The sequence below is a fragment of the Micromonospora yongxingensis genome, from assembly GCF_052601155.1.
The window spans coordinates 1-15,864 of sequence record NZ_JBQXEO010000018.1; the positions used below are offsets into that span (position 1 = coordinate 1).

4 protein-coding genes and 1 pseudogene are annotated in these 15,864 nt (G+C 68.7%); 3 read left to right on the forward strand and 2 right to left on the reverse strand.

Annotation, left to right across the window (positions count from 1 at the left end; all coding sequences use genetic code 11):
* Both ACTWLT_RS21105 and ACTWLT_RS21110 read right to left on the reverse strand, forming a co-directional pair.
* Positions 1 to 204, reverse strand: a pseudogene (locus ACTWLT_RS21105) (glycosyltransferase family 4 protein); the annotation flags it as partial.
* Between the two features lie 55 nt (positions 205 to 259).
* Positions 260 to 2,203 carry an amylo-alpha-1,6-glucosidase gene (locus tag ACTWLT_RS21110; protein WP_445319865.1) on the reverse strand — a complete coding sequence of 648 codons (1,944 nt, stop codon included), beginning with the start codon at positions 2,201 to 2,203 and terminating at the stop codon, positions 260 to 262.
* An 81-nt stretch (positions 2,204 to 2,284) separates the two neighbouring features.
* Here ACTWLT_RS21110 and ACTWLT_RS21115 point away from each other — a divergent pair, with 81 nt between their 5' ends.
* The 3 genes from ACTWLT_RS21115 (at position 2,285) to ACTWLT_RS21125 (ending at position 15,820) form a co-directional block, all read left to right on the forward strand.
* Positions 2,285 to 4,954 (forward strand): MGH1-like glycoside hydrolase domain-containing protein, encoded by a 2,670-nt coding sequence (locus tag ACTWLT_RS21115; RefSeq protein WP_445319968.1) that lies wholly within the window; start codon positions 2,285 to 2,287, stop codon positions 4,952 to 4,954.
* Between the two features lie 165 nt (positions 4,955 to 5,119).
* Complete coding sequence (locus ACTWLT_RS21120) at positions 5,120 to 6,961, forward strand: AfsR/SARP family transcriptional regulator (protein WP_445319866.1); 1,842 nt, start codon at positions 5,120 to 5,122, stop codon at positions 6,959 to 6,961.
* 219 nt (positions 6,962 to 7,180) lie between these two features.
* On the forward strand, positions 7,181 to 15,820 hold the full coding sequence (locus tag ACTWLT_RS21125) for a golvesin C-terminal-like domain-containing protein (protein WP_445319867.1): 8,640 nt from the start codon (positions 7,181 to 7,183) through the stop codon (positions 15,818 to 15,820).
* Positions 15,821 to 15,864 lie beyond the last annotated feature (44 nt).

A 15,864-nucleotide genomic window follows, 5' to 3' on the forward strand; every position in this document is an offset into this window, starting at 1 on the left:
GAGGGCGTGGACGTGTCGGCCGAGGCCGCCGACGAGCACCGGCGGGTACTCCCAGGAGAGCATCAGCACCCGCAGGTGCCGGGCGGGGTGGATGTCGATCACGTGGGCGTCGGGTGACATTGCGGCCCCCTTTGAGTTGTCCCCGGGCGCGCGCCGACCGGCACCGGAGCCGGTGCCTACCGTCGCGTCTGGATCTCCGACCATCCTGCCGGGGTCGAGATAACCAGCGGAGACACCGCCGTTGCGGTCGTGTAAAGCGCTACTGGCCCTTTCGGCGCACCCGCAGCAGCTCGGCCACCGACCATGCCTGGAACGGGCAGCCGGTCGCGGCGTGCGGCGCGAGGCCGTCGGCCGTCTCGCTCACCGAGCCTAACCCATATTCGGTCAGATGGGCCTCAATACCGATGAATGCGTCATCGACCGACATCTTGCCCCGGCGGCACGCGTCCACGTACGGGCCGATCAGCCACGGCCACACGGTGCCCTGGTGGTAGCCGCCGTCCCGCTCGGCCGGACCACCCCGGTGCCGGCCCACGAACTCCGGCGAATCCGGCGCGAGGCTGCGCGGCCCGAGGGGCGTCAACAGCCCGGTCGCGACCCGCCGCAGCGTCGGCTCGTCCGGCTCCAGCGGCGCGAACGGCAGCGACCAGGCCAGCAACTGGTTGGGGCGCAGCGCGTCGTCATCATGCAGGGCCGCCCCGCCCAGCGGGTACGCCGGCGCGGGCGCGTCCAGCACGTCGTGCAGCCAGCCGGTCGGGGCCGGGTAGCGGTCCCGGAAGGAGGCGCTCGCCTGCGCATGCCGTCGCCACAGCTCGTCCGCGTCCTGCCCGGCCAGCTCGGACAGCTCGGCGAGCCCGGCCAGCCCGTTGATCCACAACGCGTTGACCTCGACGGGCTTGCCGGTACGCGGGGTGACCGGCACCCCGTACACGCGGGCGTCCATCCAGGTCAGCGCGGTGCCCGGGGCACCCTGGGCGAGCAGCCCGTCGGCCGGGTCGACCCCGATGCCGTAGCGGGTGCCCGCCACGTGGGCGTCGACGACCGTGCGCAGCGCGGGCAGTAGCTCGTCGCCGAGGTCGGTGTCGCCGGTGACCGTGACGTGGCGACTCACCGCGTGCAGGAACCACAGGGTCCCGTCGACGGTGTTGTACTCCACCCGCCCGGTGTCGGCCGTGTTGGCGAGCATCCCCTCGGACAACGTCGCCGCGTACGCCCGCAGCAGCTCCCGACCCTCCTCGGCGCGGCCGGTGCAGAGGAACAGCCCCTCGTACGAGATCATCGTGTCCCGCGACCAGGCGCCGAACCACGGGTAGCCGGCCACCACGTCGACCGCCGTGCCGCCCGTCCGCACCACGAACGCGTCCGCGGCCAACGCGAGCGTCGCCTCCACCGGGTCGGCCGGCTTCGCCGCCGCCACCACCTGCCGGTTGCGCCGTCGGGCCGTCGCCACGATCTCCGCGGCCGGCGGCGGCTCCTCGTCGAGTCGACCGGCCCAGGACCGCACCGACACCGTGTCGCCGGGGCGCTCCAGCTCGCCGGCGAAGCGTCCCGCGTACCAGAGATCCTCTTCCGGGTGCAGGCCGCGGCTGGCCTCCTCGCGGTGGTGCACGCCCAGCCACCACTGCCCCTCGGGCTCCCAGCCGGGGCCGGCGAGTCGGTACGCGCCCTCGACCACCGCGCCGTCGGTGACCGGCTCGACCTGCGGCGTCGGGCCGTCGGCGCGCCGCTCGCCGTGCGCGTCACGCCACGTGCAGGCGGCGGAGAGTTCCAGGCGGACCGGCCCGCCGGCGACCAGCCGGTGTACCACCGCCACGCAGGAGCGGCCGGGCAGCATGGCCAGCTCCCGCTCGATCACCACCGCGCCGATCCGCCACCGCCACCGGGGCAGCCCGTCGACCAGGTCGAAGCGTTCCAGCAGCTCGAAGCCGCGCGGGTCGACGTCGCCGGAGGACCACTCGTGCGCGCCGAGCCGGACCCGTGCGCCGGACGGCAGGGTGACCGCCGGGTCCAGGCTGACCAGTCCCACCCGGCGGGACGCCGGGGTCTCACCCGGCACCACCAGCAGACCGTGGTAGCGGCGGGTCCGCAACCCGCCGACCGTGCCCATCGCGTACCCGCCGAGCCCGTCGGGCACCAGCCACTCCCGGCTCGCCGCGCTGGTCAGGTCGCCACAGACCTGCGGGCCGAAGTGAATGTCGATCAACTTTCCTCCACCGGCGGCGGGGTGTAACACGCCACGACGAGAATGGCCGCTGTGGTCAAGTACCGCGGCGACGTCAAAGATATGCACGTGATCACTGACCGATCGTCCTCCGACGCCTCGCCACCAGACGCCGAGCGACTCCGACTCGCTCAGGCCGACTCGGGGGAGCAGGACTGGCGCGCATGGGGTCCCTATCTGTCCGAACGGGCGTGGGGGACGGTACGGGAGGACTACAGCGAGCACGGTACGGCCTGGGACTACTTCCCGCATGACCACGCGCGGTCCAGAGCCTACCGGTGGAACGAAGACGGGATGGCCGGCGTCTGCGACGACCGGCAGACGTTCGCGTTCGCCCTCGCGCTGTGGAACGGCAAGGACCCGATCCTCAAGGAGCGGATGTTCGGCCTCGGCGGCGACGGCGGCAACCACGGCGAGGACGTCAAGGAGTACTGGTGGTACGAGGACTCCACGCCCACCCACTCCTGGATGCGCTGGCGCTACCACTACCCGCAGGCAGCCTTCCCGTACGACGAACTGGTCGCGGTGAACGCGCTGCGCGGCCGGGACGACACCGAGTACGAGCTGGTGGACACCGGGATCTTCGACGACGACCGGTACTGGGCGGTGACGGTCGACTACGCGAAGGCGTCCCCGACGGACCTGTGCATGGTGGTGACCGTCGCCAACCGGGGCGACCGGGCGGCCACCCTGCACGTGCTGCCCAGCCTGTGGTTCCGCAACACCTGGGCGTGGGGGCTGCCCGGCGGTGACCGGATCCCCCGGCTGACCGGCGAGGGCGCCCGGCTGGTCGGCGAGCACTGGGTGCTCGGTCAACTGCTGCTGGAGGGTGACGGTGATCCGGTGCCGCTGCTCTGCGACAACGACACCAACGCCGAGCGGCTGTGGGGCCTGCCCGGCCGGTCCCCCTATCCGAAGGACGGCATCAACGACCACGTGGTCAACGGCGCTGCCACGGTCAACCCGGCGGGGGAGGGCACCAAGGGCGCGCTGCACTACGTCCTCGACGTGCCGGCCGGCGGTCAGCGCCAGATCCGGCTGCGCCTGACGCGCACCGCGTCGCCGCCGGCCGCCGCCCCGCCGCCCCGCGCGGACCTGGGCGACGGTTTCGAGGCGGTGGTGTGGGCGCGGCGGGCCGAGGCGAACCGCTTCTTCGCCGGCGTGATCCCGGAGGCAGCGACCCCGGACGAGGCGCTGGTGGCCCGGCAGGCCATCGCCGGGCTGATGTGGGGCAAGCAGTTCTACCACTTCGACGTCAAACGCTGGCTGGAAGGCGACCCGGGCTCGTCGCCGCCGCCGGCGGGGCGGCGGCACGGGCGCAACAGCGCCTGGTGGCACATGACCAGCTTCGACGTCATCTCGATGCCCGACCCGTGGGAGTACCCCTGGTACGCGGCCTGGGACCTGGCCTTCCACTGTGTGAGCATCGCCCGCGTCGATCCCGGCTTCGCCAAGGAGCAGTTGCTGCTCCTGCTGCGCGAGTGGTACCTGCACCCCAACGGGCAGATCCCGGCGTACGAGTGGGCGTTCGGTGACGTGAACCCGCCGGTGCACGCCTGGGCGGCGCTCAAGGTGTTCGAGATCGACGGCGGTCGGGACTACGAGTTCCTGGCCCGGGTGATGCACAAGCTGCTGATCAACTTCACCTGGTGGGTCAACCGCAAGGACACCGGCGGCAACAACGTCTTCGAGGGCGGCTTCCTCGGGCTGGACAACGTGGGGCCGTTCGACCGGTCGGCGGCGCTGCCGGTGGCCGGGGTGCTGGAGCAGTCCGACGGCACCGGCTGGATGGCCATGTACGCGCTCAACCTGCTGGACATGGCGATCGTGCTGGCCGAGCACGACCGGACCTGGGTGGACACGGCCACCAAGTTCTTCGAGCACTTCGCGTACATCGCCGCCGCCGCGTACGAGCAGGGGTTGTGGGACGACGAGGACGCCTTCTTCTACGACGTGCTGCGGCTCGCCGACGGCACGAAGGTGCCGTTGAAGGTCCGCTCGGTGGTCGGGCTGCTGCCGCTGGCCGCCACCACCCGGCTGACCGCGAAGACCCTGCACCGGCTGCCGGAGCTGGGCGCCCGGCTGCGCTGGTTCCTCACCAACCGCCCGGAGTACGCCGAGGTGATCGGCACCCGCCGTCTGGGCCCGGACGGCCGCCAGCAGCGGTTGCTGTCCATGGTCGGCCCGGAGCAGGTGGTCCGGCTGCTCGCCCGGATGCTCGATCCCGACGAGTTCCTCTCTGACTTCGGCCTGCGTACGCTGTCCCGCGCGCACCTGGACAAGCCGTTCTCGGTCACGCTCGGCGGGCAGGACTTCTCCGTCGGCTACGAGCCGGCGGAGTCGACCAGCGGGCTGTTCGGCGGCAACTCGAACTGGCGCGGTCCGATCTGGATGCCGACGAACTTCCTGCTCATCAGCGCGCTGCGCGACTACGCCTCGTTCTTCGGCGACGACCTCCAGGTGGAGTACCCGACCCGCTCCGGTGTGAAGCGGACGCTGGACGAAATCGCCGACGACCTCTCCGCGCGGCTGATCTCGCTCTTCACACAGGACGACTGGGGTCGACGCCCCATCTACGGCGCGTGCCGGATCTTTCAGACCCACCCCGACTGGCGGGACCTGATCGCCTTCCCCGAGTACTTCCACGGCGACAACGGGGCCGGGCTGGGTGCCTGGCACCAGACCGGCTGGACGGCCCTGGTCGCCGACCTGATCCTCACCCTGCGTCGTTGACCGACCGGCCGTGCCGGGAGCGCTTCCGGTCGTCTCTTCGTTACGGGGACACCCCGACTCAAGGCATTGATATTCGTCACGCTCATGCACTGCCCGTATGGCTTGTTACGTGCGTAACGTCCACCTAGCGTGAGGCCCGCTCGAGTTCAACGGGGGAGCGGCGAGATGAAACTGCAGATTCGGCTTCTGGGCAGTGTGGAGCTGTGCGTCGACGGTCGGACCGTCACACCCGGCGCGGCGAAGCGGCGCGCTGTTCTCGCCGGCCTGGCCATGGAGGCGAACCATGTCGTCTCGCTGCCCCGGTTGGCGGAGATGGTCTGGCCGGAGACCCCGCCGACGTCCGCCGTGGCGAATCTGCGGACCCACGCCGCAGCGCTGCGCCGCGTGCTGGGGGACCGCCTGGTCGCGCGCCCCAACGCGTACGAGCTGCGGCTGGCGCCGGGCGAGCTGGATGTCGCCGAGTTCCAGCGGCTGGCGGGGGAGGGGCGTGCTCTGGCCGCGGCCGAGCCCGCCGGTGCCATCGCCACCCTCAGTGCCGCGTTGGCTCAGTGGCGCGGTCTGTCCGGCGACGGCCTGCCACGGGGCACCGCGCTGGACAACCGCTGGACCACCCTCGACGAGCAGCGGCTCCAGGTGTTCGAGGAACTGGCCGAAGCGCGGCTGGCCGCCGGGCAGCACGGCCACCTGCTGCCCGAACTGCGGGGACACCTCGCCGCCCACCCGTTGCGGGAGCGGGCCTGGGGGCAGTTGATGTTGGCGCTCTACCGCTGCGGGGACGTGCCGGCCGCGCTCACCGTCTTCCGGGACGCCCGTGCGACCCTGCACGAGCAGCTTGGCATCGAACCGGGCAAGGAACTGGTCGGCCTGCACCGTGCGATGCTCGGCCGGGCGCCGGAGCTCGCGTACATCCCGGCGGCAGCGCCGATCGTCACCACGCCGCCCGCGCAGACACGACCCGCTCCCGGCTGGACAGTGCCCCGGGAACTGCCCGCCACCCCGGCGACGTTCGTGGGCCGTACCGGGGAAGCCGCCGAGGTGGTGGCCGCCCTCGCCGGTGCGACGCCGGCCGCCGTGGTCGTCGCCGGCGCGGCGGGCAGTGGCAAGACCGCCCTGGTGGTACGCGCCGCGCACATCGTGGCCGGCGACTTTCCGGACGGGCAGGTCTTCGTCGACCTCGGCTACGAAAACGCGGTGACGCCGGGCGAGGTGCTGGCCCGGGTGCTGCGCGCACTCGGTGTCGCCCCAGCGGACGTCCCCGCCAACACCGACGAGCGGGCCGGCTGGTTCCGCTCCCTCGTGGCGAGGCGGCGGCTGCTGCTCGTCGTCGACGGGGTCACCCGAGCCGCCCAGGTGCGACCGCTGCTCCCCGCCGGTCCCGGGCCGGCCCTCATCGTCGTCGGTCAGCGGCACCTCGGCAGCCTGGACGGCGTACGCCGGGTAACGCTGCGCCCGCTGGACGGAGTCCCGGCGCATGATTTGCTGGCCGCCTTCGCGGGTCCGGAGCGGCTGGTCGCCGATCCGGCGGCCGCGGCGGAACTGGCGCGACTCTGCGCCGGTTCGGTGCTGGCGCTGCGGATCGCGGGGAGCCGCCTGGCCGGGTGCCCGGCGATGCCGGTGGCCGGCCTGGTCAGCGATCTGCGCCACGGGCCCGACCGGTTGGACCTGCTGGCCTATGAGGACCTCTCGGTGCGGGCGAGCATCGCCGTCGGTGTCGCCGCGGTTCGTTCCGACGACGAGGTGGCCGGGCGACTCCTGGAACTGCTCGCCATCCAACCGGACCATCCGGCCCTGCTGGACCGGGCCGCGACGCAGCTCGGGGTCTCCACCCAGCGGTTACGCCGCGCCCTGGAGGGACTGGTCGACGCGCACCTCGTCCATCGGGGCGCCGCCGGTCGCTACACGCTGCCCGCCCTGGTCCGCGACTACGCCGCCGAACTGGCCGTCCTGACGTCCACGCCAACGCGCCCACTGACCGGCCGACGGGCCCACCCTCCGGTCGCTGCCTGAACGGCCGTGCTCTCCCGCCGTCCCGGCCTCATCGTCATCACCGACGGACCCGCTCCCGAGGAGTATGCGCGCGGTATGCCGGCCGGCCGGGTAGGGCCTTTCCGCTGCTCGGCGCAGTGATGGCGATCAAACCTGGAAGGTATCTGGGAGATAGCTCGCTGAGTATTCCTCGTTTCTAGCCTTCACCCGTTGTGCATACGAACGGTCGGAGGGTTACGGGTGAAAAGACGATCACGAGGTCCCCTGATCGGGGGACTGGCGCTGGCGATGGTGGCCACGCTGGGCGGGATGGAGGTCCTACCGGACCGCACTCCCCAGCGCACCGACCAGGTGGCCGAGGCCAAGGACGATGAGGGCCTGCTCTCCCGGCTGGGCGGCGCGGCCCGACAGTTGGTGAACGGCGGTCCGCGCGGCGCCGAGCCGGAGGTGGTCAGCGCCGGGCTGTCGCTGAGCGAGCAACCACCGGCGGCGAAGAAGTTGCCCACGCCGAAGCGGGTCCGGGAGGTCCCGGACAGGCGGACCGCCAACGGGCGGGTCTTCCAGCTCTCCGACGGACGGCTTCAGGCCGAGCTCTCGGCGCTGCCGATGAACTACCGGGACGCCAAGGGTCACTGGCAGCCGATCGACACACGGGTACGGCCGGCCACCCGGGACGGGTACGTCCAGCAGAACTCAACCAACAGCTTCACCAGCCTCTTCGGGGGGCGTACCGACAACCTGGTGCGCTTCGAGCGGGACGGCCGCGCGGTCCAGCTGGGTCTCGCCGGTGGCGAACGGACCGCCGCACCGAAGGTCGACGGCTCCACGGTGACCTATCCCGGTCTGGCCGGTGGCGCCGACCTGGTCTACGACGTCACCGCCGCCGCGCTGAAAGAGAAGATCGTGCTGCGCCAGGCTCCGGAGGGCCCGGTCTCGTACACCTTCACCCTCGACACCGAGGGCCTGGTGGCGCAGCCGCGAGCGGACGGCTCGATCGCGTTCGTCCGGCCCGACGGCGGTGACCCGGTGCTGGTCATGCCGCCGGCGTACATGTACGACAGCGCCAAGACCCCGGCCACCAGCACGGCGGTCAGCCAACGGGTCCAGCAGATGTACGGGCAGACCACGGTGACCGTCTCGGCGGACGCCTCGTGGCTGCGCGACAAGGCCCGGACGTACCCGGTGGTGATCGACCCGACCATCAAGATCCAGCCAGTGCCGATCGACGGCCAGGACGTGCAGATCTCGTCGGGCGCACCTGCCGCCAACTTCAAGAGCACCTACCAACTGAAGGTGGGTACCGGCACGGACGCGACCTGGCGTTCCCTGCTGAAGTTCGACGTGAGCCAGATCCCGGCGAACACGCCGATCGACGACGCCGAGGTGATGGTCTACTACGACCAGAGCCTGGACGGCATCTACGCCAACGACGTGCCGATGGAGGTCCAGCGGGTCAAGACGAGCTGGACCGAGGACTCCGCGACATGGACCACCATGAACGCGGCCGGCGACACGTCGCTGCCCGGCACCATCGTCACCGTGGACGACGGCGACACCAACGCCACGGCCAAGGGCACGTGGAACGCCTCCACCAGCAACCTCACGGCCTACGCGGTGGGCAAGGACTACCGGGTCAACAGTGACGCGATCACCGGGGACACGTACACGTACACGCCGAACATCACCGAGGCGGGCGAGTACAAGGTCGAGGCGCACTACGTCGGAGCCTCCGACCGGGCGGATGTCGCGCCGTACACCGTGTACCACAAGGGTGGCAGTAAGACGGTGCCGGTCGACCAGCGGACGCCGACCGGCACGGGCGGATGGGTCACCCTGGGCTTCTACCCGTTCGACGCGGGCACCACCGGCAAGGTCGTGCTCGGCGACCAGGCCAACAAGGCCGTCATCGCCGACGCCGTGCGGTTCAGCAAGAACGGCGCGCTCAAGGAGGCGTCGCATTCCAGCACCTGGCTGTCGTTCCCCGTCCGCGGCCTCGTGCAGCAGTGGGCGAGCGGCACCCAGCCCAACCACGGCGTGATGCTGAAGGCCAAGAACGAGTCGCTGGCCAAGCAGGGGGGCGCGATCTTCGAGGCCTCCGAGTACGCCTACATGAACGACCGGCGGGACTACAACCTGCCGAAGCTCGTCGTCACGTACGGCCGGCCCGGCGTGACGGTGAACCCACCGACCACGATCACGTCGACCGGCGCGGTGCTGGACTGGCCGAAGTACAAGGACCCGGACGGGCAGGCCGGCACCGCCGACGATGTCGTCGAGTACCAGGTGCACCGCAGCCCGAACCAGACCTACACCCCGACGGCGGCGACGCTGATCGCCCCGGTCTCGACGAGCACGCTGTCCTTCCAGGACACCACCGCCACGCCGACGCCCGCGGACAAGACCAACCCGATGGACCGGCAGTTCTACTACTACATGGTCGTGGCCAAGACGGCCGACGGGCAACTCGTGGCCGGGCCGACGGTGCCCGCCATGCTGCCCAAGGCCGGCCAGATCACCAAGATCTTCCGGACCGGGGTCACCGACACCACCTTGTCGCAGGCGCTGAAGACCACCAACGTCAACGTCTACGACGGTGACCCGTACATCGGCGTGGGCAACAACTCCCCGACCTACGGTGTCACCCGTGGCGTGGTGAAGTGGTCCAGCCTGGCCGGGGCGATCCCGACCAACGCCCAGGTCACCGGTGCCCAGCTGCGGATGTGGAACATCTCCCTTCAGCCGGGGACCGACCAGAGCCAGTACGTCGACGTCTACAAGCTGAACCGGAGCTTCACCGAGGGGTCCGCCACCTGGAACACCTACGACGGCACCAACGCGTGGACCGCCGGCGGTGACTACGACACCTCGTGGAAGGCGGGCTTCAACGGCTTCACCAACGACCCCGAGTGGGAGACCTGGGACGTCACCAGCCCGGTGAAGGGCTGGGTCGCCACGCCCAGCGCCAACAATGGCCTGCTGCTGCGGATGCGCGACGAGGTCAACCAGAACGCCCGCATGATGATGCTCGCCTCCGAGGCCGAGGACTCGATGTTCGAGCCGACGCTGGAGGTCACCTACCTGGAGCAGACGCCAGAGTCGACCTACTACGCCGCCAAGACGCCGACGAACGTGGCCCCGGCGTCGACCTACACCGCCCCGGTGTCGGTGTCGAACCCGACGCAGGCGACCTGGAAGACGACGGACTGGGAGCTGGCGTACCAGTGGACCCGGGCCAACGGCGAGCCGGTGAACGACGCCAACGCGACGGTCGCCACCCCGCTGCCGGCGGACATTCCGGCCGGCGGCACCGTGGACATGACCGCGCAGGTGAAGACACCGGCCAGCACCACCGAGGGCAACAAGCGCACCGACTACGTGCTGCGCTGGCAGCTACGCAACAAACTGACCCAGCAGTGGCTGTCGGACCTTGCGCCGATCGCTGCCCTGCCGCAGAACGTCGCGGTGGTGGAGCCGACCTCGGACCAGCTCGGTCTGGAAAAGTTCTACTCGTACGCGGGGAAGAACACCGGTGCCGGCGGCACCCTGATGAACAACCTGCACTCCGGCAACACGGTGTGGTCGTACGACGCGTTGAGCAACCCGTCGCGGGGCCTGTCGACGTTCGTCCGGATGTCCTACAACTCGTTGGACACCTCCGACACCGTCGCCGGGTACGGCTGGTCCCTGCAGGCCTCGTCGCTGATGCGGCTGGGCAGCCCGCTGGACTTCCACCCCAACCCGAACCCCACCAAGATCACCATGACCGATGGTGACGGCACCAGCCACTGGTTCACCTGGGACTCGGCCACCTCGACGTGGAAGAGCCCCAAGGGCGTGCACCTCTACCTGGAGAAGGTCACCCCCACGGACTGCCGGCCCAACACGCAGGAGCCGAAGGCCTGGCGGCTGACCAAGCCGGACCGCACGCAGTTCTACTACGACTGCGAGGGCTTCCTCACCAGCACGGTGGACAAGAACGGCAACACGATGACGTTCACCTACGAGGAGCGGAAGTCGAACAACAAGCCGACCAAGTTCCTCCGGTACATCACCGACGCGGCCGGCCGGAAGACCCTGACGATCGACTACTACGCCAAGGGTCAGACCTACGACTACATCAACGACACCACCTGGGCCCGGGTGTCCGGGGCGACCAACCTGACCAACCCGAAGATCATCGACCACGTCAAGCAGGTCACGGACATCTCCGGTCGGAAGATGACCTTCACCTACACGGACAAGGGTCTGCTCGGCGAGCTGGTCGACGGGTTCGGCTCCAGCGGCCCCATGGGCGCGCCGAAGACGTTCAAGTTCGCCTACGACATGACCCAGGGGAACAAGAACGTCAAGCTCGTCAAGGTCACCGACCCGCGAGGCAACGCCACGGAGTTGGCCTACCACTACCCCCAGACCGGCGACGACCCGAAGTGGCACTGGCGGACCAAGCACTACACCGACCGGAACGACAAGGCCAACCTGACCCAGTTCGCCTACGTGGACCCGGACGCCACCGACAACATCCGCACGACGGTCACGGACGCGGAGAACCACTCCACCGTCTATCTCCAGGACGGCTACGGCCGGCCCATCGAGACCACCAACGCCAAGAACGAGACCACCAAGCTCGGCTGGGACGACGACCACAACGTCACCCGGCTGGAGGAGAACAACGGCGCAGTCTCGACCTGGACGTACGACGCCAAGACCGGCTACCCGACCGAGCTGAAGGACGCCGAGGCGGTCAAGAACGGCACGCCGGGCACGGTGTTGACCTACCAGCGCCAGCTCAACGGCTACGTCGCCGACCTCGCGACCAAGACCAGCCCCGAGGGACGCAAGTGGAGCTTCGGCTACACGACCGCGGGTGACCTGGCGAGCGTCACCGACCCGATGGGCAACTCGACCCCAACGGCCGGCGACTACACCACCACCAACACCTACGACGCCTGGGGGCAGCTCGACACGGCGAAGGACGCCAACGGCAACGGCACCAAGTACAGCAGTTACGACCCCAACGGCTACCCGCAGACGATCACGGACGCACTGAGCAAGGCGACCACCTTCGTCTACGACGTCCGTGGCCAGGTCACCAAGGTCACCGACGCGCTGGGCAAGAGCAGGACTCAGGCGTACGACACCTTCGGCCGTCCCTTGGACAGCAGGACGCCGAAGGACCAGGCCGCCGGGGTGTACATCACCACGCCGGCGCCGATCTACGACACGAACGACAACGTGACCCAGTCGACCGCGCCGAACGGCGCCGTCTCCACGGCCTTCTATGATGCCGCCGACCAGCTCACCTGGACCAAGGCGCCGGTCGACGTGGCCGGAGACCCTGAGCGCAAGACGTCGTTCACGTACGACAAGGTCGGCAACCTGGTCACCACGAAAGAGCCGAACGGCAATCTCCCCACCTCGGGCGCGACCGACTATCTGACGACCAATGCGTACGACGAGATCTACCAGCTGACCTCGGTGACGAACGCCGAGGGCGACAAGATCACGTATCAGTACGACAACGTGGGCAACGTGCAGAAGGTGGTGGACCCGCGCAAGAACGCGACCACCGACACCCTCGACTACACGTCCGTGGCGACGTACGACCTGGCGCACCGCGTCACGAAGACCACGGATGCGCTGGGCAAGTTCACCAGCAGCACCTACGACAAGGACGGACTGGTCACCGCGAGCACCGATCAGCTCGGCAACACCACACTGATGACCCTCGATCGTCGGGGCAAACCTTCCGAGATCAAGGTGCCGTACAAGAACGACGCCGGGACCATCTCGTACCGGACCACGAAGTACGAGTACGACCAGGCGGGCAACACGACCAAGGTCATCAGCCCGCGGGGTGTGGCGACCACCGACGACCCGGACGACTTCGCCCAGGTCACGGTCTACGACGCGCTGAACCGGGTGAAGGAGACCCAGTCGGCGTACGACAAGGACGACTCCCGCTACACCACGCCGGACAAGACCACCTACGCATACGACGAGGTGGGCCGGTTGGCGACGATGTCCGCGCCGCCGTCGGCGGGCCAGTCGGTGCGGAACGACACCACCTACAACTACTACGACAACGGGTGGACGAAGAACTCCTCGGACCCGTGGGACATCGTCACCTCGTACGACTACAACGAACTGGGCGCGCAGACGGCCCGGACCTTGGCGTCCGCGGGTGGCTCCTCCAACCGGACCATGAACTGGTCCTACTTCCCGGACGGCAAGCTGAAGGCCCGGTCCGACGACGGGGTGCCGGTCGGCAAGCAGGTGGTGCTGGCCGACAACTCCGACTTCAACAACACCAGCGCCACGGGGACCTGGCCGGCGGCCAACACCGCTACCAACAAGTACGGCTCGACCTACGCCACCCACGCGGCCGGCACGGGCACCAATGCGTTCACCTGGCAGTTGAACGTGCCCCAGTCGGGCACCTACCAGGTGTACGCCCGTTTCCCGACGGTGGCCGGGGCAGCAACCGACGCGAAGTACACGGTCACCTCCAGCGCAGGTCCAGCGGTGAAGACGGTCAACCAGACCGCCGGTGCCGGCACCTGGGTCAGCCTCGGCTCGTACAGCTTCGCCGAGGGCAACGCCCAGAAGGTGACGCTGTCGGACCAGGCCACCGGCACGGTCGTCGCCGACGCGGTGAAGCTCGTCCGGGACAACTCGGCCGACGTCGACAACGAGAAGCACGACTACAGCTACCGGTACGACACCAACGGCAACCTGACCACGATCACGGACGCCTCTCCGGGTGCCCGGGTCGACACCTACACGGTGACGTACACCGAGTTGAACCAGGTCGAGAAGGTCACCGAGTCGAAGTCGGGCTCGGAGGTGAACTCGACGTCGTTCACCTACAACGAGAACAGTGCGCCGCTGACCACCGACCACGACAAGCAGTACTCGTCCTACACATACGACGAGCGCGACCTGGTGTCGAAGGTGACCAACGGCAAGTCGGCCACCGACGCATCGCCGAAGGTGACGACGTACACCTACACCGACCGGGGCGAGAAGCTCAGGGAGGTCAAGGGTAACGGCAACACCGTCGACTACACCTACTTCCTGGACGGGGGGCTGAAGTCCCAGACGGAGAAGAAGGCCAACGGGATCCTGGTCTCTGATTCGACCGTCGACTACGACCTCAACGGCAACCGCTCGCACGACGTCACCAAGAAGATGAACGCCGACAACCATGGCGTCTATCTGACCACCACCAGCGACTTTACCTACGACCCGCGGGACCGGCTGGCCTCGCTGACGAAGACCGGTGACGGCGCCGGCACGGAAACCTACGTGCACGACGCGAACAACAACGTCACCAGCCAGACGGTGAAGGGCACGTCGACCACCTTCAACTACGAGCGGAACCGGCTGCTCACCGCGGTGACCGGTGGCTCTACGGCGTCGTACAACTACGACCCGTTCGGCCGCCTGGACACCGTCACCGCTGCCGGCACCGTGATCGAGCGGAACGTGTACGACGGGTTCGACCACATCGTCGAGAACCGGAAGAACAACGGCACCAGCACCTCGACGACCAAGTACACCTTCGATCCGATGGACCGGACGGCGACCAAGACCACGGACGCCGGCGGCGCCAAGGAGAAGACCACCACGTTCAACTACCTCGGCCTCTCGACGGAGGTTCTCAACGAGGAGGTCGCCGGAAAGCTGACCAAGTCCTACCAGTACTCGCCGTGGGGCCAGCGGCTGTCGCAGGTAACCCACAACGCGGATGGCACGGACGAGGACGCCTACTACGGCTACAACCCGCACACAGATGTCGAGACGTTGACCGACAAGTCCGGTGACACCAAGGCTACCTACGGCTACACCGCCTACGGCAAGAACGACGATGCCCAATTCACCGGCATCGACAAGCCGGACGCGGCCGACCCGACCAAGGAGTCGTACAACGCCTACCGGTTCAACGCCAAACGCTGGGACCAGAACTCGCAGTCGTACGACATGGGCTTCCGCAACTACAGCCCAGGGTTGAACCGATTCCTGACCCGGGACAGCTACAACGGCGCACTCTCGGATCTGAAACTCGGCTTCGACCCCTGGTCCGGCAACCGATACGCCTTTGGCGGCGGCAACCCGATCAGCAGGGTGGAGATCGACGGGCATGATGCAGTACCCATCGGTCCGGCCCTGGGCGCTGCTGCCGGCGCCGCGGCTGCTGTAGCTGCAGCGGAAGCGGCCGTGGTTGCGGCTGCGCCAGTCCTCATCGTGCTCGGGGTTGTCGCGGCCGTCGTGGGAATCTCGGCGCTCTTGGCGAACGTGGGCGATGGTGAGCTGTCCGCCGACGATAGGGCAGACCAGGCTGGAGTTCACGGCACTGAGGAGGGGGCCGAGCAGGCCGCCGATCTCGCGAAGGAGCTGAACGACGGCAGGAGGCCTTGGTTGGCCGCCAACGGAACCACCGCCGTGATCAAGGTGTGGGACTCAGAAACGAATACTTACAAGATCAAGGTTTCGGTTTCCCAAGCGGATCCTAATGAAGACGTGTTGCCGGAGGGCTGGGAGGAGAAGATCCGGGCAGTCTACGGGGGCGAGATCCCAGTCGAGTACGTCAAGAGCTCGGGTGAAGGGGTGCATGCCGAGGAATCTATTATCGATGGCCTGGGCGACGGTGAGGTAATTGTCGAGGGCGGGGCGTCTCGTAGCGTCTGTTTGTATATCTGCAATGCCGAACTGGGTCCGAGAATGGAGCTTGGTGGCAGGTACGCTCCAAGGTCGAGAGGAACCACGAAGCACAACGCTTTCTGGCGGCCCTTCATGCCCTGGATGTCACCCCCCGCATCTACGGCTCCTGCAGCTCCAGGAGTACCGAACCCGGCGCCAGCGCCCGCGCCCGGTCCGTAACCGGGTGTCGGCAGCCACATCGGTTGTCGGGGTAAGAAGGCGCT

What these genes read in the sequence shown, in the direction of transcription:
- ACTWLT_RS21120 (WP_445319866.1), top strand. Translation starts at nt 5,120, where the DNA reads ATGAAACTGCAGATTCGGCTTCTGGGCAGTGTGGAGCTGTGCGTCGAC.
- ACTWLT_RS21115 (WP_445319968.1), top strand. Translation starts at nt 2,285, where the DNA reads ATGCACGTGATCACTGACCGATCGTCCTCCGACGCCTCGCCACCAGAC.